Origin of the sequence: Enterococcus raffinosus, from assembly GCF_018917525.1 — a bacterium.
Taxonomy (GTDB): Bacteria; Bacillota; Bacilli; order Lactobacillales; family Enterococcaceae; genus Enterococcus_A; species Enterococcus_A raffinosus_A.
On sequence record NZ_JAHLOS010000013.1, the window covers coordinates 44,095 to 62,038 of the forward strand.

The 17,944-nt window shown below is 39.9% G+C and carries 17 protein-coding genes; 4 read left to right on the forward strand and 13 right to left on the reverse strand.

Annotated elements, in window-relative coordinates; genetic code table 11:
- Positions 1-16: 16 nt before the first annotated feature.
- The 3 genes from KQI58_RS10225 to KQI58_RS10235 all read right to left on the reverse strand — a co-directional run bounded on the left by KQI58_RS10225 (position 17) and on the right by KQI58_RS10235 (position 2,125).
- Complete coding sequence (locus KQI58_RS10225) at positions 17-301, reverse strand: PTS sugar transporter subunit IIB (RefSeq protein ID WP_216408870.1); 285 nt, start codon at positions 299-301, stop codon at positions 17-19.
- 86 nt (positions 302-387) lie between these two features.
- Complete coding sequence (locus KQI58_RS10230) at positions 388-831, reverse strand: PTS sugar transporter subunit IIA (RefSeq protein WP_216408872.1); 444 nt, start codon at positions 829-831, stop codon at positions 388-390.
- 313 nt (positions 832-1,144) lie between these two features.
- On the reverse strand, positions 1,145-2,125 hold the full coding sequence (locus tag KQI58_RS10235; protein ID WP_216408874.1) for a helix-turn-helix domain-containing protein: 981 nt from the start codon (positions 2,123-2,125) through the stop codon (positions 1,145-1,147).
- A gap of 105 nt (positions 2,126-2,230) precedes the next feature.
- Here KQI58_RS10235 and KQI58_RS10240 point away from each other — a divergent pair, with 105 nt between their 5' ends.
- Positions 2,231-2,845, forward strand: a complete 615-nt coding sequence (locus KQI58_RS10240) for a GNAT family N-acetyltransferase (protein ID WP_216408876.1) — start codon at positions 2,231-2,233, stop codon at positions 2,843-2,845.
- Between the two features lie 54 nt (positions 2,846-2,899).
- Here the strand turns inward: KQI58_RS10240 and KQI58_RS10245 are convergent, their stop codons facing one another.
- Positions 2,900-3,868 carry an AraC family transcriptional regulator gene (locus KQI58_RS10245; protein WP_253295883.1) on the reverse strand — a complete coding sequence of 323 codons (969 nt, stop codon included), beginning with the start codon at positions 3,866-3,868 and terminating at the stop codon, positions 2,900-2,902.
- A 167-nt stretch (positions 3,869-4,035) separates the two neighbouring features.
- Here KQI58_RS10245 and KQI58_RS10250 point away from each other — a divergent pair, with 167 nt between their 5' ends.
- On the forward strand, positions 4,036-6,072 hold the full coding sequence (locus KQI58_RS10250) for an FAD-dependent oxidoreductase (RefSeq protein ID WP_216408878.1): 2,037 nt from the start codon (positions 4,036-4,038) through the stop codon (positions 6,070-6,072).
- A 41-nt stretch (positions 6,073-6,113) separates the two neighbouring features.
- Here the strand turns inward: KQI58_RS10250 and KQI58_RS10255 are convergent, their stop codons facing one another.
- The 5 genes from KQI58_RS10255 to KQI58_RS10275 form a co-directional block, all read right to left on the reverse strand.
- Positions 6,114-6,932 carry a histidine phosphatase family protein gene (locus KQI58_RS10255; RefSeq protein ID WP_216408880.1) on the reverse strand — a complete coding sequence of 273 codons (819 nt, stop codon included), beginning with the start codon at positions 6,930-6,932 and terminating at the stop codon, positions 6,114-6,116.
- 229 nt (positions 6,933-7,161) lie between these two features.
- Complete coding sequence (locus KQI58_RS10260; protein WP_216408882.1) at positions 7,162-8,580, reverse strand: glycoside hydrolase family 1 protein; 1,419 nt, start codon at positions 8,578-8,580, stop codon at positions 7,162-7,164.
- Positions 8,581-8,775: 195 nt separating this feature from the next.
- Positions 8,776-9,522, reverse strand: coding sequence for a MerR family transcriptional regulator (locus tag KQI58_RS10265; protein ID WP_216408884.1), 747 nt, complete (start codon positions 9,520-9,522; stop codon positions 8,776-8,778).
- Complete coding sequence (locus KQI58_RS10270; protein WP_216408886.1) at positions 9,522-11,504, reverse strand: HelD family protein; 1,983 nt, start codon at positions 11,502-11,504, stop codon at positions 9,522-9,524. The genes KQI58_RS10265 and KQI58_RS10270 overlap by 1 nt, the downstream gene beginning before the upstream one ends.
- Before the next feature lie 395 nt (positions 11,505-11,899).
- Entirely contained in the window at positions 11,900-12,571 is a 672-nt protein-coding gene (locus tag KQI58_RS10275) for a DUF2922 domain-containing protein (RefSeq protein ID WP_216408888.1), read from the reverse strand.
- 570 nt (positions 12,572-13,141) lie between these two features.
- Here KQI58_RS10275 and KQI58_RS10280 point away from each other — a divergent pair.
- Positions 13,142-13,738 (forward strand): histidine phosphatase family protein, encoded by a 597-nt coding sequence (locus KQI58_RS10280; protein WP_216408890.1) that lies wholly within the window; start codon positions 13,142-13,144, stop codon positions 13,736-13,738.
- 34 nt (positions 13,739-13,772) lie between these two features.
- On the opposite strand, the gene KQI58_RS10285 is transcribed toward KQI58_RS10280, so the two are convergent.
- Complete coding sequence (locus tag KQI58_RS10285) at positions 13,773-14,810, reverse strand: sensor histidine kinase (protein ID WP_216408893.1); 1,038 nt, start codon at positions 14,808-14,810, stop codon at positions 13,773-13,775.
- Positions 14,811-14,813: 3 nt separating this feature from the next.
- Positions 14,814-15,503: a response regulator transcription factor gene (locus KQI58_RS10290; protein WP_216408895.1), complete on the reverse strand. Its 690-nt coding sequence runs from the start codon at positions 15,501-15,503 to the stop codon at positions 14,814-14,816.
- Positions 15,504-15,852: 349 nt separating this feature from the next.
- On the opposite strand from KQI58_RS10290, the gene KQI58_RS10295 reads away from it, so the two are divergent.
- Positions 15,853-16,764: a WxL domain-containing protein gene (locus tag KQI58_RS10295; RefSeq protein WP_216408897.1), complete on the forward strand. Its 912-nt coding sequence runs from the start codon at positions 15,853-15,855 to the stop codon at positions 16,762-16,764.
- Positions 16,765-16,822: 58 nt separating this feature from the next.
- On the opposite strand, the gene KQI58_RS10300 is transcribed toward KQI58_RS10295, so the two are convergent.
- Together KQI58_RS10300 and KQI58_RS10305 are read right to left on the reverse strand one after the other, a co-directional pair.
- Positions 16,823-17,293: a cyclophilin-like fold protein gene (locus KQI58_RS10300; protein WP_216408899.1), complete on the reverse strand. Its 471-nt coding sequence runs from the start codon at positions 17,291-17,293 to the stop codon at positions 16,823-16,825.
- Between the two features lie 53 nt (positions 17,294-17,346).
- Positions 17,347-17,907 carry a DapH/DapD/GlmU-related protein gene (locus tag KQI58_RS10305; protein WP_216408964.1) on the reverse strand — a complete coding sequence of 187 codons (561 nt, stop codon included), beginning with the start codon at positions 17,905-17,907 and terminating at the stop codon, positions 17,347-17,349.
- Positions 17,908-17,944: the final 37 nt, after the last annotated feature.

Sequence of the window (17,944 nt, forward strand, 5' to 3'; positions counted from 1 at the left end):
CCTCCCATAACCTTCCTTACCCTAATTCGGCTAGGACCGCTTCTAGTTTTGATTTGATCTCATTTTTATCGACGATATTGCCGATCCCGATTAATTTATAGGGCAAATTTTTCTGAGCCAATTCTTCCGCAACGTCCGGTAACGTGATAATCATTTGTCCGCCAAACCCTTGGACTCCATCCAAAGAAGAATGCTCCACCTCAATTGGAAAATCATTGGCTTTAATGACCTCATTTACTTTGATTTTTAACATCAGGCTAGAACCCACTCCAGCTCGACAGGCTACTAATGCTTTATACATAATTATTCTCTCCTTTTTTATGATGCAGTGTCTAAAATTAGTTTCGCGAAAACTATTTTTCGATTTGTACTGTTGCTTAGTGGTTCTTAGTGTTCTCTAAAATAATTCAGGAACTCCTCTTTAGTTGAAACTTTTTCCAAAAATGTAATAAACGCTGGTTGACTTAACAATTCGGCTAACTTCGACAATAGCTCAACATGTTCGTTGCTCTCTTTGGCACTGAGAGGAAAAAGAAATTTAACGGGATCGTTGGTTTCATGCCCCGAAATAACGGGTTGCTTCAATCGAACGAATCCTAAGCCGAGCTTTTTCGCACCCTCTGCTACTGGCGCATGGGGCAATGCGATATTTTTTGTGATCACGATGTAAGGACCGGTTTTTTGATAGATCTGAACGACCGATTCAACATATCCTTGTGTGACTGTCGCTTTTTCAACTAATGGTTCAAAGGCTTTTCTAATGGCCTCTTCGAAATCTTCAACTTCTACATCAAGCTGAATAAATGATTCGTCAATACTTTCATGCAGCACTTCTTTCACCTCTTTTTTCGTATTTCCTTTACATCTTCACTATATTTGACAACGGATACATCCGCAATGCCGAGTCGGTTCGCTTTATTTTGGAAAGTAAATAAGAACTGAACTGTTCGAGGCCTTTCTCAGAAAGCTAGCTGGAAAATCAGGTTTTTCTTTTAGATTTGAGGATTCCGTTTCTAGTTCAGTTCATATTTTTTTCAACTGCTCAGAAAGACTGGTCTAACTTTTTCAGCTACAAGCAAAAAGACTAACTAATCATCTATTAGCTAGCCTTTTTTCTGAGTACACTTCAATTGAAATTGTAAATCTATGAAAAAATAAAAAAATCCTTGTGATTCTGCTGATTGATCATGATCCCTTGAAGCAGCTCTTCATACATCCGCTGCATAGCGGGCTGTTTTAAGATACGAAAAATCGAGATGCCCTGCTGACAGTTTTGTTTTCCTTCATCAACCGCACCTGAAATAATTTTTACCCAGCCTTGGTAAAAAAGTAATTTTGTACTATTGGACAGGTCACCTTGATTGTGAAGCAGTTTTTCCGTTTCCGCCAATACTTCTTTCGCCCAAGAAAGCTTGCGAAAATTGATAAATGTCGTGCAGGTACCGAACAATAATTCAAATTTCATTCGCTGCATCAACTGGACTCCGGCCTCTTTTTCTATCCGCGAAACGGCCGTTCTTAATAACTGATGAACCGTCTCAACTGGAAAGCTGAACTGAAAATAACGAAAAAGCAATACCTCAAAAACGCCCCAGTTCTCAACATTGTATAAATACTTTACAACAGGGGCTGATAATTCTTGAAGCGTAGCAAAAAATTTATCAATATCTCTAGGTTGCTCTTGATCCCGCTCATTTAATTGATAGTTTAACCTTAATAACTGGCACAACAGTTTTAGAAATTTCTCATCTCTTGTTTCTCCTAAGAGTTCTTTCTTCAACGTCTCCATTTGATTAATAGCTTTTTTAAAATTACGTGTTTCATTCGCTTCATCATTGTATTTGAAAATCTGGTTTAAATAGAAGATAAATTTTCCCGTCATGAAAAAGGGCTGATCCGACAGATAATCATACATGTTAGAATCTGCAGCGGGAATACGTAAATAAAGGAACTCTTCAAAGGAAACATTAATCCGCTCAAGCAAATGCTCCAGTCGATAGAAGCTGATATGCGAGGCCCCTTTTTCAAATTTACTGATAAAGGAGACACTGTTTACTTCATCCGCCACATCCTGCAGGCTCAATCCCCGATCCTTACGTAATTGGCGAAAGATTTCTCCATCCATTCGTATTCCCTCCTTTTTAAATTCCACTATAGTAGAATTCCTGATTATCTTTAGTTTAAATTAACTATACTAAATGAACAAGGAGCAATTAAAGGAGTGATTTCGATGAGAAGCGCAACAATGGATGATTTACCTGAAATAATCGATTTTATCTATCAACGATTTTCAAATTTGGAGCATTTTACTTTTTTGACTGAACATATGGAGCAGTCTGAGGAGATTTTAAAGAAATTTCTCAAAGCTGAATTGCTTCTATTTCTAGAGCATGGCGAGATTCGCGTTTATGGTGAACCGATCATAGGCATGATCAGTAGCATTCCAGCAAAAAAATTCACCTTGTTTCGTCAGTTTGTCTATTCTTTGCCGACCAGAAAAGTCTTAAAGGAACTTCCTAAGAAGGATCGGAAACAGCTTTTACAAAAAAATAAGCTAGTTGCTGAAATCCATCACGCGCTCCCTTGGCACAGAAAATACTCGAAAAACAGCTATTATATCGCCCAAATTGCTGTGGCAGAGGAAGCGAAAGGAACCGGGGTAATGCGTAAACTGCTGACACCGATTTTTGAGGAATGTCAGGAGAAGAACATGGATATCGTGCTAGAAACAATGACCGAGGCGAACATTCCGATTTATGAGCATTTCGGATTTAAATTGGCCGAGATCCATCAAAGTGAGAATGTTCCTTATGATGAATACTGTTTTATTAAAAACGTAGATTGACGTAAAAAAGGAATGGCTCTCAGATTTAAAATGAGAGCCATTCCTTTTTGATTACTATATTTTGGTCAACAAAGGACAGTCATAGGCTTCTGTCGCGTCTCTTTTTAGCATGAGTTGGGTTTTCTTCCGATAAGCCATTGGCGAAAGATGGTATTTTTGTTTGAAGCGTTTGCTAAAGTAAGCGGAATTATTATAGCCAGATTGAAAGGCAATCGTCGTAACGGGCCAACTAGTTTGATACAAAAGAATGGCTGCGTTGGTCAAACGTAAATCATTCAAGTAATGACTAAAGCATAAATCCACGGTTTGAAACACCTTTTGCAACGTTCGAATAGAGGTCTGGCAATAAGCAGCGGTTTGCTCGATCGTTAAGCCAGCTTCCTGCAAATTTCTGCGCATAAAATCCGTGGCACTAACTAAAAGCTGATTGTAATTTTTCCGCTCTAAAAAGGGCTCTGTTTCCGGCAACCAATCACAAAAAAGCTGAATGAAATGCCTTAGTAAGAGGTAATTTTCTTCTTCAGAGCAAAAAGGAAACTGCTCGGCAAGCTGGAAAATCATATCCAATAAGACCCTGCCCATCCCCTTTTCCGCATCAATGATACGGCTGGAAGGAGCGAAAAGCTTTTCCGTCTGACAATCCTTTGGAATAAAAAGATTGATCCCTTCGGTCAGTTTTTCTCGCTGATAGCGGCTGGTTGCCCGCAAATCAAAAATACCAATGGTGTAATCTTTTAGAATACTGGTCTTTTCCCCATCTGAATGACGTTCATAGCCCTTTTTGATAAATCGAAAGCCTAAGTAATCCTTTTGCGCTTCGGAACAACGAGTGAAAATACCCTGCGAGCGATCGATAATACTATGAGTCAACACGAAATGATCCAATTGATAGATTCTAGAGACGGACAGTGTTTCGTTGGGACTATTGATCGTATATTGAAAGTTCAATTGAGACAGACCATACGAATAATCCTGTGACTTGGAAAATTGAGAACAATGAATTCCTTTTTCTGTCATCGGCATTTCCGCTCCCCTCGCGTAATAGTTATATTCCTCGGGCGCTAAAATCATAGTGATCTTGATCAGATATCCTATACTTAAATTATACAAGTTGTTTAGCATTTCACAACCTGATTTTGTGGATTGGTATACAACAAAATAATAACTCGATAAAAAGGAGGAATAGTTGTATGACGGCAAAATTTGAAAGTTTGTTTTCCCCTTTGAAAATTGGTCCTGTTGAAATTCCCAATCGAATCGCCATGATGCCGATGGGGGTCTTTTCCCCACGCCTGCTAAGTATGGAAACCATCGCTTATACCAAAGAGGGTGCTGATTATTATATCGAAAGAGCCAAGGGCGGCACCGGACTGATCATTACTGGCTTGATGCCGGTCGTGGACAATATGGGCTTTTGCATTTTGAGTAATCCTGAAGGCTACGTCAAAGACATGAAATATTTAATGGATGGGGTTCATGAAGCCGGTGGAAAAGTGTTTGTGCAATTGACCGCTCTGACCGGACGAGCAAATCACGGCCTAGTTGGAATCTGCCCTGCCCCTGCACCGATTCAAAATGTCTGGGACCCGACCAAAACGGATCGCGGCATGTCCAAAGAAGAAATCAAAACCTACGTTGAAAACTTTGCGAAAGGTGCAAAACTAGTCCAGGATGCAGGCGGTGATGGTGTCGAAATCCATGCAGTTCACGAAGGCTACTTATTGGATCAGTTCGCGATCTCCTTTTTTAATCGACGGACCGATGAATATGGCGGCTCCTTGGAAAATCGCCTACGGATCATCCGAGAAATCGTTGAAGCCATCAAAGCTGCTTGCGGTCAAGATTTCCCTGTTTCGATGCGTTACAGTGTGAAAAGTTATGTGAAGGACTTTAATCGTGGAGCGATCCCTGGCGAAGAATTTGAAGAAAAAGGACGTGACTATGAGGAATCCTTCATCGTTGCCAAAAAATTAGAAGAATTCGGTTACGATATGCTGAACTGCGACAACGGCAGCTACGATTCTTGGTTTTGGGCTCATCCGCCAATGTATATGCCAAAGGCCTGCAATTTAGAAGACGTGATGAAGGTCAAGGAAGTCGTTTCGATTCCGGTCGCTTGTGCTGGGCGATTTGATGACCCAGCATTGGCCGATCAAGTGATTGCCGATGGAAAGCTGGATATTATGGGAATGGGCCGACCATTATTGGCCGATCCATACGCACCTGAAAAATTCTCTCAAGGCCGCTTAGATGATGTGCGCCCATGTATTTATTGCCATCAAGGCTGTTTAGGACGAATTTTCCAATTTAAAGATATTTCCTGTGCAGTCAATCCCGCTTGCGGGCGAGAAAAAAGCTATGCATTGACTCCTGCGAAAACACGGAAAAAGGTTCTAGTCGTTGGTGGCGGGATCGGTGGAATGGAAGCTGCTCGGGTTGCAGCAATTCGTGGTCATGCCGTTGATTTATATGAGAAAACCAATCAATTAGGCGGTGTCTTTGTGGCGGCAGCGACCCCTGATTTCAAGGAAGACGATCGCCATTTGTTAGATTGGTACAAGAAACAGATGGATGATTTGATCGTACGTGTTCAATTGAATAGTGAAATCACGCCCGAGCAAACAAGAGAATATGATGAAGTCTTTGTAGCTACCGGTGCGAATGAACGACGATTGGATACACCAGGCTTTGACAGCGAACAGGTGACTTACGCTATTGAGGCGTTACGCCACAAAGAAATCACAGGTGACAATGTAGTGGTCGTTGGTGGCGGTCTAACCGGTTGCGAAATTGCTTATGATCTGGCTAAAAAAGGAAAGAAAGTGACAATCGTCGAAGCCAGCGAAACCATTTTGAACGCCTTTGGTTTGTCAGCAGCCAACTACAATATGATGATGGAGCTGCTAGATTATTATCAAGTAACTGTTTTGAAAAATTCAGTGGTCGACAAATTTGCCGATGGCACAGCTTATGTGACAGAAACGATCAAGAACTATCCAAATGTTGCAAATCGAGCACAGCACATGTTTGCTTTGGGTGTTCAAGGCATGCCAAAAGCGCATGAAATTCCGGCTGACGATATTATTGTTTCTGTCGGCTATACACCAGATGATGCATTGTATCAAGCAATCCAAGCAGAGAATGTTCATTTGATAGGCGATGCCAAGAAACCGACCAATGTAATGGATGCCATTTGGGAAGCCTATGAAGCGGCAATGAAGGTGTAGATAGACGAGAAAAGGGAAGTCATGATGACTTCCCTTTTTGATTATTTTTCGCCTGATCCGGCTTCAACATAGTCCATATTGCCAACTTCTTTTACTTTGAATTTCCCATCTTTATAAGAAATCTTCGTCACACTAGCGTTCGCTAACTGTCCACCTTCTGGCGTTTCATCCGTCATATCGGAGATCATTGAAAGAATCGACATTCCATGAGCAACAACGAGAACATTTCCCCCGCCATCATTGGCTGTTTCTTCGGCGATCTCTTTTAATTCCTTTTGCATCCGCTGCTTGACATCATCCCAATCTTCAGACATGCCAGACTCATCAATTTCTTTCAATGCGCTTAGCATTTCTGGAACAGTCGCTTCTCCAGAACTGATAGCTTTCATGAAGTCTTCGTATGAATCATAGCCTAATTCTTTCCCAGCATCTCCCCACATCACCTCATCGTGTTCGCCTTCATAAGACCCAAAACAAACTTCTCGCAAATTTTTACTTTCCGTCACTTGCAAATCAGACTGCCCATTATTCTTAAGTGCTAGTCTTGCCGTCTCACGAGCACGACCAGCATCACTTGAATACGCGGATTTGAAGGTAATCTTCTTTTCCTTTAACCCTTTTCCTAATTGTTCCGCTACCTTCACTCCGTCCTCTGTTAAAGGTGTGTCCGACCAGCCCTGCGCCCGATGAACCGTATTGAACATGGTCTTCCCATGACGTGTCACGTATAACACTACTTCGTCTGTTTTATCTGTACTCGCATTTGAATCGCTTGTTTTGGCTCCACTGGTACTACAGCCAGTCAGCATCAATAAAATGATCGCCAACAAACTAAAAATCCCTTTGAAATTCTTGCGCATTTCTTTTTTCTCTCCTTACATGGCTAATTGATTTTTATCACTAATAGTTTCCAATGGAATGAATATCCCACTTCTTCCCCCTCTCCAAAAAAAGAAAACCCGATGACGGCACGACAAATAAGCGTACACATCATCAGGTTTAGCTTGCACATAGACAATCACTATCCATCAGAAATTATTAATTAACACGAAATTTTCAGCAGTATTGAACTAAAACTTGATAAAAAAACTACGTTAAATCTGCTCCATTTGTCGCAATCACTTTTTTATACCAATTAAAGCTGTCCTTCCGGCTACGCTCAAAGGTGCCGTTGCCTTCATCATCTTTGTCAACATAAATGAACCCATAGCGTTTTGACATTTCACCCGTTCCGCCAGAAACCAAATCAATACAGCCCCACGGTGTATAGCCGATCAAATCGACACCGTCTTCCACTGCTTTGTTCATTTCTTCAATGTGACGACGAATATAATCGATCCGATAATCATCATGAATCGCTCCGTCTTCCTCCACTTTGTCCACTGCGCCTAATCCATTCTCCACGATCATCAATGGAATTTCATAACGATCATACAATTCGTTCAAGGTAAAGCGTAAACCAACTGGATCAATCTGCCAGCCCCATTCACTGGTCTCCAGATAATTATTTTTCACACCGCCAAAAAGATTTCCACCAACTCGATCATCACTTTCTTCAATGTTGGCAGTCACGCAGCTGGTCATGTAATAAGAGAAGGTGTAGTAATCCACCGTTCCTTCTTTTAAAATCTCTTCATCTCCGTCTTCAAATTTAACGGCAATGTTGTGCTTGGCAAAATAACTCTTCATATAATAAGGATACTTGCCCTTAACCTGAACATCCCCGCAGAACCAATTTAATTTTTTTACGAGCTCTTGATTGGCTAACGCATCTTCTGGCTTACAGGTCAGCGGATACATCGTCATATAAGCCAGCATACAGCCGATCTGAAAATCAGGATTGATTTCGTGTCCGGCTTTAACCGCCTTGGCACTCGCAATGAACATATGATGAAGCGCTTGGAACCGACGCTCTTCATTGTCTTCTTCGTCTAAGATCCCTAATAAATTTCTACCACCTAAAGGCAGCGTACCAAAGTTGATCTCATTGAAGGTTAGCCAATATGTGACCTTGTCTTTATAACGTTCAAACAACGTCGTCGCATACTTCACAAAAAAATCAATCGTCTGACGATTTGCAAAACCGCCATAGTTTTCAGCTAGCGCATAAGGCAACTCAAAATGACTGATCGTTACTAATGGCTCGATCCCATACTTTTTACATTCATCAAAGACCTTGTCGTAAAAAGCTAAGCCTGCTTCATTTGGCTCCTGCTCATCTCCTTTTGGAAAAATCCGTGACCAGGCAATGCTTAAACGGAAGACTTTGAAGCCCATCTCCGCAAACAATGCGATGTCCTCTTTATAACGATGGTAAAAATCAATTCCGTCATGACTTGGATAATAACTACCCGCTTCAATTGTTGGCGTCATCACTCGATACTGTTTTCTTCCACCTGAACGCATGTGATCCTGAATACTCGCACCCTTTCCGTCAACATCCCAGGCACCTTCACATTGATTTGCGGCCGTTGCCCCGCCCCATAAAAAATCTTTTGGAAAAGTCATTTGTGCTTCCTCGTTTCATTTAAATTTGGTGTAATTGCAGCCTAAAAACGTCAAAAACCTGTCGACAAATAAGCGTTCCTCACGCTTGATTTATCAACAGGTTTAGCTTGCTAGATGCAATCACTATCCATTTGGTTTTCTTTCTATCAGAATTATAGCACTACGCTTTCAAAAAATGCAAACGCTTTTTTACTATTAGTTATTAAAAAAACGCTTTTGCATATCAGCCACCTGCTTTTTCAGCTCACAGGCATTGGATTTGGCCTTTTCCAATGAATCAATCAAGTTATCGCAGGCGGTAATAATGCTGTCATCCGGGTCAGTTGGGTTTAATAATCGCTTGATATCCTGCTTTTCTTGATCAATCGCATTCAGCATACGCAGAATCGCCGCCAAAGAATACTTCGCTGAACGCAGGGTTCGAATAATCTTCAAACGCTTTATATCCTCAGCATCATAAACACGATAGTTATTTTTACTTCTTTTGATCGACAATAATCCGTTGCGCTCCCAGTTTCGCAGAGCCTCAGAAGTAACGCCTAGATACTCGGCAGTTTCTCGGCGTGTGAAACAAACAGCATCTTCTTCAGCTTTTCCAGCCAGAATATCTTCTACTACATGGATCACATCGTTAGCATTTGCTATCTCTTGATCAACCAAGTTAAGATAGCGATCAAGCAAGACCTGTGCCTCAGCAAAATCATAACGAGCCACAGCTTTGACCATATCAACCATCAAAATTCGCAGCCCCGATTGCAGGACTTCAATCTGAAAGGCAACCTGAGCAATTTTGATCGTCTCAATGTGATAATCGGTAAACACACGATAGCCGTTGGCCGCTCTGGGAGGAATAGGAATCAGCTCCCATTCCTCGTAGCGGCGGATCGTGTTGGGATGCAGCCCGACAATAGCGGCTACTTCGGAAGTGCGATAGGTTTTCATTAGAAATCCTTTCCATCATTTATTAAAAGCGTCAGCTCATGCAGAGCTCTCGAACAGCTGGTGTAAAGCAGTGTACTTTTTTGTGTTAGTTGACTCGAACGAATATCCGGTAAAATAACCTGATCAAATTCCAATCCTTTGGCAAATTGTGTAGTGGTCACGATGATGCCTTCCGCAATTTTTTTGGTATTTTTCTCAAAGCGAATCAGCTGTTCATCGGGAAAAGCTGCCTCAATTTTTTCTACTTCCTGCCAGTTCTGACAAATTATACCACAAGATTTGAACGTACTTGATTTAAAATCAGCTAGCTTTTGTGCGAGCGTGTTCTTACTATACTCAAGCAGTTCAACTTCCTTGCCGTGACGCTGTACCGGCTGAATCTCCTCCTCATCAATAAAACGTTTGGCAAAATTCATGATCTCAAAGCTGGAGCGATAACTAGTCTGAAACTTCAGCACTCGTGATTGCGGCAGATTTTTTTGAATATCTGCTAGAAAATCTGAATCACTCGTGATCAACGATTGATGAATATCTCCACAAATCGTTTTCGGACAGGGAAACAGGCGCTCGATCATGGCTAACTGTAGCAAGGAGTAATCCTGCATCTCATCAATCACTAAATGTTGAATCTGTTTGTTCGGCTTAATCCCGGCAATCATTAATTTAAAAAATAAATAGGGAAATAGATCTGAATACCTGATGCTATTTTTTTCAGACGCATGCGACAAATTGTTTGCGGACAGAAAGTGATAATAATCTGTTAAACTTCCGGTAGTATTGAGGCGTTTCTTGAAAAGCTGATCGAGCTTTTTGGCAAAGGGTTCACGGCTCAATGCCGGAATACGTTCGCTCAAAAGCTTCGTAATTTCCTGGATCAGCTCAACGAAGCTCATTTCTGACTGCTGATCGACGAAACGTTTGATTTCTGCTGCTGAAATATGATAATTGTCAATCTTGATTTCTGCTGAATACAGTTGTGCCTTCAATTGTTCCAGATACTTTTGCAGCAGCTCATAAAATTCCTTGGATTGCTTAAATCTGTAATTTTCAGCCAGCTTGGAATTGGGCTGTTCTAGTGCGGCCTTCAGTTCATCGTGGCGATCGGAGACCTGATATTTTTCTTCAATAAACATGGACCCTAATTTAACGATATCAATTTGCGGCAGCTCATCTTCCCCTAATTCTGGTAAAACCGTTGCGATGTAATCGGCAAATACTTGATTAGGAGAGACGATCAAAATATCGGAAGCATCAAGCTCCTCTTTTTTCTGATAAAGTAGATAAGCCATCCGATGAAGCGCGATAGAAGTTTTCCCTGAACCGGCTACCCCTTGAATAATCAAATTTTTAGTTTTCGTGTCTCTGATCGCCTGATTCTGTTCCTTTTGTATCGTGTGAATGATGGTTTTCATTTCATTGGAGGTACTCTTCCCCAGTTCCCGCATCAGCAGTTCATCATTGATCGCATCATTTGTATCTACCACAAAGCTGATCACGCCATTTTTAATTTCAAATTGTCGTTTCAAACGTAATTGTCCGAAAAATTTACGTTGATGAGATTCGTAAAAAGCCTCACCAAGCGAAAAATCATAATAAAGCGAAGAAATTGGTGCCCGCCAATCATAGATCAGTTGTTCGCCGTAGCGATCCGCAAATCCATACCGACCAATATAAAAGTCCTCTACCTCTTCTTCGTCGTCAAATTGAAACGCAATTTTACTAAAATAAGGAGTCTCCTTTTGATAATTCAGTTTCTTTAATACATTTGCTTCTAAAACACTACGGCTATCGAGAAATTTTAAATTTTGCTGATGATTGTAGACCTCATATTTATCTAGCTCATTTTTGTAATCAATTGTATAATGCTTCAACTCTTTATAATTGTCTTCATTGGTGTTCAGGGCAGCCTCAACCTCTGTGATTTTTTGTTTAAGCTGGTGTGTCACTTCTGCTAAATAATTCTTTTCAGTAGTCGTGTTCATTAAATCCTCCCCTTTCATCAGATTTGATCTTAACAAATCTGATCAGGGTTGGTGTTATAGTGGAGGGTTTAAAAATAAAAAAACATTGAGAAATAGAATTATCGGTCATTGATAAGGCATTATCAGACAAAAAAATAGTGAATGAATGAGAATTCAAGTTCCTAAACCATTGTTAGAACGCAGTACGCAGTTACAACAAAACAGACCTGAAATTTTAAACAGGTCTGTTTGATCAAATTTTTTCTTTTTAACATTTCGCATTAAGAGGACAACCAACACAAATAAGCGAGCAGCACGAAACTGCGACTCACTTATTTAATCTTTATTTCTCTTTTTCATTCGCCTAGGATGGATACCAACGTTGGATTATCCGATCCATTTAAGCCTTTACTTTGCTATTTGTGTTTTTTGAAACGCTCTAACAGCTGGCGTTTTTTCTTATTGATTTTTTTCTTTTGTTCTTTCTGTATGTCGTTCTTTTTAGCAGCGTTTTCGGGCTCAGAGGATGTTTTCTTTTCCGAGGACTCCAGATGTTTAGAGGGCAGATTTTTTTCCTCTGCTATTGATTGAATTTTCGGCGGTGTCTCGACCTCTTCATACGCCTCATCATAATATAGCTCCTCCAAGAGCATATCTTCTGTCAAACTATCCGCAAACATTTTCTGCAACTCTTCGTCGGACAGCGCAGCAATATCTAGCCCTTTAGGTAAAAGGACTTCCATTTGTTTGATACCATCATCTGATTCTTCGGTAACTTTCATCATTAAACCATCCTCGACAGACTCAACCTCATCTTGAACCCCTGTTGGATTTTGGGCAGACTCCTCCGTGGCATCTGTTACTCCCTCATTTACATCGAAAATTTGCTTTTCAGTTGTTTCCACAATTTTCGCGCTAACAACTTTCTGGAATAACTTTATTCCATCTTTTTCAAATAAATTTAATTTAGTCATTTTTTCTAATAAGGCTTTGATTTCATCGGCAGATTTATTTGGATCAGGATTATTGAATCTCCAGCGATGATTTTTTCCTTCACTATTTTCAAATACAGCAATTAGCATGCGCATAAATTTTCTCCTCTCAATCTGGTCTTTTTTAGGGCGTCGTCTTGAACAACTTCTACCCACAATATATTTTCAACTTAGTAAAGTAATTTAATGAATAGAACCGTTTTATTACAACAACTAATGGTTTCCACAGCTTCTTCTTGCTTACTGACAAATAGAATTTAATACGAACCTGCAAGCGTTGTCAACGGCGTAATTTTTTTATGTCTACCAAAAAGAGAAATTCACAAATGAACAAAAGCGATACAAAGCGGATCGTTTGACCATTAAGGGGAAGAAAAACTTTTTTTAGCCGATTCCGTTAAAAAAATAAAAAAATAATTTCGAAAAAAATGCGTAGTCAAAAAATCTGAAGGCGATTTTTTACTGGAAAGTTCCTTCCAAACAGTCGAATTGATGTTATCCACAGGCTGAAAATCGTCATATAAGAAGCTTTCCTACCGATATTGCCGATCATAATTTTTATGAAGTAATGGCGTCCTCCACCTCCAGCTTGGTTTGAGTTAAAAAAATAATGCGTTTTCAGATTCATTTTGATACTATTAACTAGTGAATGATCGGAGGTCGAAAATGAAGAAAAAACTATATTTGATGCGCCATGGAGAAACGCTATTTAATGTCTTGAAAAAAGTTCAGGGAGCCTGTGATTCACCCCTAACTGAAAAAGGAATTCAACAGGCACAGCTGGCCCGAGACTTTTTTCAAGAACATGGCATTAATTTTGATCATGCCTACTCCTCTACCCAGGAGCGCGCTTGCGACACGTTAGAGGTTATTACTGAAAATAAAGAGTATCAACGACTGAAGGGCCTTAAGGAAATGAATCATGGATTATATGAAGGAGAGCCACAATTTTTACAGCCTGATGGCGCCGAATATTTTGAAACATTTTATTCACAATTTGGCGGGGAATCCTTATCAGCTGTTCAAAAGCGAGTGAGCGCTACTTTGCATCAAATTATGGCAATTGAGGATCATCAACAGGTCTTAGCTGTCTCCCATAACGGCGCATGCATCGCTTTTCTACAAACACTCCAGCAGGAAAACAAGGATGCGTTGATTCGGGCTTATCCAAATTGCGCAATTTTTATTTTTAATTATGCGGAAAAACAATTCGAGTTAGAAGATATTATTGATCCATCAACAAAGCAAAGCATCTTATTCTAAAAAAAAGCGACGATCGTAAAATGATCGCCGCTTTTTAGTGTTTTGGTAAAACCAAACGAAAAATACTGCCTTCTCCCTTTTCACTTTGTACATCCAGGTTGCCCTTTAACTGTTTGGCTAGGCTTTTGCTGATATAAAGTCCTAATCCCGAGCCGCCTGTCTCTGGATTTCGTGATTTTTCGACCCGATATAATCGTTCAAAAATTTTCTGCTGATCGGCTTTTTTTATTCCTAGTCCTTCGTCTCTGATAGCAAAAAGAATTTGATTTTTTTTGGTTTCTATTTTTAAATAGATTGTTGTATTTTTGGGAGAATACTTACTGGCATTCTCAATCAAATTGGTTAGAATCCGATTCAGCTTGTCCTCATCTGTTGTCAAAGTTTTCAACTGTGGATCAACTTCAAGTGTCAACTTCTGCTGTTTTTTCCTTAAAATATAATCAAAGCTAGATAACAGCGTCAGCAAAAATTGATCCAGCCAGATCACCTGCTCTTGGTTAACCGAACTTTGTGTCGATGCCCTTTCCATTGCCGCTACTTCCATCAATTGTTTGGTTAATGAACTCAAACGATCAATTTGAAACGCCATTTGTTCCAGTGTTTTGTCAATCTCATCCTTTGAGATGATCCCATCTTGGATCGCTTCAATCTGATTTTTGACCGCGGTGATCGGTGTTTTGATATCATGCCCTAACTGAGACACCAGATTGCTCTTATCCTGTTCACTTTTCTCTAACGCAGTAAAGCTGTCGGCCAAAGCAGCGACCATTTCATTAAAGTCATCTGCCAATATTTGTAGTTCCTTTGGCGCATGTTGCAGTTGAATCTCAGTAAACTGATTCTCCTTAATTACTTTGGTCTGCTGACTAAGTTTATTTAAGGAGGAAAACGTATTGCGAAGCAAGAATAAGCCTAACCCAGTTCCTAAAATATTAGCCAAGATCGTGATACCAATAATCAAGTAGCCATCGTGATCCGTTAAATACATTTTGCTAATACTAAACCAAACGATCAGAATAACCACTAAACTTGACGATAAGAAGGATAAAACTAACATATTCCTTAATTTCATCGTCTATCCCTCCATCTTGTAGCCCAATCCCCAAACTGTTTGAATATGAGGATAAGGTAAACCATCTGCTGTCGTCTCCAACTTTTCTCTTAAACTATGAATATGGACATTCAATGTATTCGCATCATCAAAATACTCTGTTTGCCAAATTTTTTCATATAATTCAGATTTAGGGAAAACTTTCCCAATATTTTGTAAAAACAATAGAAGCAATTGAAACTCCTTAATTGATAACTCTAGTCTTTGATCATACAATAAGGCTTGAAATTTTTCCTCATCGATCTTAAATGGACCTGCTTCAAGAGTATTTGATAGGCGGTCTTCCTTTCTTCCAACACGCCGTAAAATATTTTTCACCCGTAGTGTCAATTCTCGCGGGCTAAAGGGCTTCGTAATAAAATCATCTGCACCAAGGGTTAAAGAAAAAATCTTGTCCTTCTCTTGATCCTTCGCACTCACAAAGATGAATGGCGTATCGTCAGCTTTTTCAAGGACCTTTTCGATAAAATCATACCCATCCATTTCTGGCATCATGATATCCGTAATAATCAAATCCAACGATTCTTTTTGAAAGAAAGCCAGGGCTTCCTTACCATTATTAGCAGAAAAAACTTTGTATCCTTCTTTTACTAAATAACGTGATACGATGTCTAAAATGGCCTTCTCATCATCCACTACTAATATTTTTTGCATAACATCCACCTCTCGCCCTATAGTAATCCAGACGTGCTAAAAAAGCACTCAATTGATTCGTAAATTAGTTTAAATTAAGGCTTAACTATTTCTTAAGTGGATGATAAACAATCCTTAAATGATCATTTTCATGATAAAAAAACAAGCGCTTATTTTTGTCAACAAAAGGGGTAAATAGTTATAGTATATGATAAAAAATAACGAAAAGGGGCAAATTATATAGCTGGAAATTTTTTCTTCCTGTGACTTATGATTTGATTAAGGAACAGCATCGTTGTTTTTTTATTTCCTCAGAAGTACAGTTATACCCGTTAAGAGAAACACACAAAACAAAAAGGGAGTCTTTACTATGACGACAAGAAAATTTGGAACGGTGGCAGCTGTCACGATCCTAAGCAGTATCGCATTGGGAGGGTTTATCAAAACTGATTCAACTACTGTTCACGCTGCGGCTAACTTCACACAAGGAGAAAAAGAAACGCGTAATCCAATGGGTGCAGCCCTTGGAAGTACAATGGCGAAGAAATACAATATCTCAATGCCAGAAACAAATAAAGGTTACTTCTCAGGTGGTTCAATGTACATCGGCCCCCGTGTTGGAACCAGTGCCGCTGGTGCAACTTCTACGATTCAAGTAAAAGTTTCAAAAACGTCTAAAGGAACGACCTTTGAATTAGAACCAGCAAAGGCCGGCAAACAACCGGATGCTGCAACCCTTCGTCTAGATGGCGTACCAAATATCTCTTTCAGCAATACTAAAAAAGAAGACATCAAAAAAGGCGATGTTACCTTAATGGCTGATAGCTACAAAGTCGATAAAGGCACAAGCGCTGAAAAAATGGCCTTCGATGGCAACAAAGATGGTTTGATCGAAATCAACGATAAGACCATGAGCGATAAAAGCATGGGTTGGTCCTTATTTGCTGCTATCACTCCCTTAATGGACAAAGACGGTGATACACTGAACGCTACGTTGAATCTTAAATTAACCGGCGACAACGGTGTGGAAGGAACATCAACCGGCCTTGACAGTATAAACGGTGAAGCAAAAACAGTCTTAACGGCAGCTAAAGGTACTGGTATGAACACAACTAAAGTGATGGTTGATCAAAAGACCACAACCTTGAAGATCAATAAAAATGAAAACATCCAAGCAGGTGTCTATCAAGCAAATGTTGTTTGGACGTTAGCCAATGATGCCGACGCACAAGCAAACATGGCAAATGCCAATGCTAATCGTGGTGCCATCAACAACCAATAATAGTTACAGAAAAGTGCCCGACTCTCATTGAGACGGACACTTTTTTATTTTTCTCTCACTAATCAACTCGCTCAACTACTACTTCGTCATTCCCTAACTGATCCGCCAGTTTTTCTGCGGCTCTTATGTGGCCAATCCTAGTATATGAATAGTCTGTTGTAAATGATTGGTAAAAAATTACGAAAGTGTTCTTGCCGTATAACATCACATCTCCGATTTCAATCCTGTTAACTTGCTCTTCGTGCATCAGCAGACTTTGAGGAAGATCATAGTATTTTTCATTTTGATGGAGATCACGCATCGTAAATCTATCTGGTACTATCAACAACAGTTCTTTTGCAGTCGAATTGTCAGCTAATTCTAGCTCAAATACTTCCCCGTTCATGCGTAATCGCATCCGATTATAGCTCTTCTCTTCACTGTCTTCGGTTATTTGACTTGTAGTTGTTTTTCGAGCTCCCTCTTGCGAACAGCCACACAGTAAAATACTTAACAGGCTCATGAATAGAAAAATGTGGAAATATTTCATCCTCATCACCTCGTATCGGTCAAAAGCTTCTATTAACTATAACTATACATTAGCTAAATTTCCTTGATCACTTTTGCGGGAGTTCCCGCTACGATTGTATTATCGGGCACATCTTTGGTAACCGTCGAATCCGCAGCGACAATAGCATTCTTTCCTACGGTTACTCCAGGTAAGATCGTGACATTGGCACCGATCCATGCATTTTCTTCGATTTTAACAGAAGCTACCGAAAGGCCGTGCCGTTTTTTTGGATCAGTTAAATGATTGATCGAAATAATTCGACTCATGGGGCCAATCAATACATGGTCTTCGATTACGATACCGCCTAAATCAACAAACGTCACATTCTGATTAATAAAAATATCTTTTCCAAATGAGATGTGCTTTCCAAAATCAGTGTAGAAAGGCTGAGAGATTGTCACAGACTCGTCAACGTTCCTACCGGTAATTTTTTCTAAATACCTCCTCATTTCTTTAGGTGTGAGATAATCGCTATTCATTTCCATTACTAGCTCTTCATTATTGGCTTTCAACTCATGGATCTCATTATAAATAGTTGATTCCTGTAAAATCTCGATTTTTTGGATCTTCGCTAATAGTTCATGCTTGATCATCATCTTTTCCTCCTATTGTTGCTGAAATAAGTATACT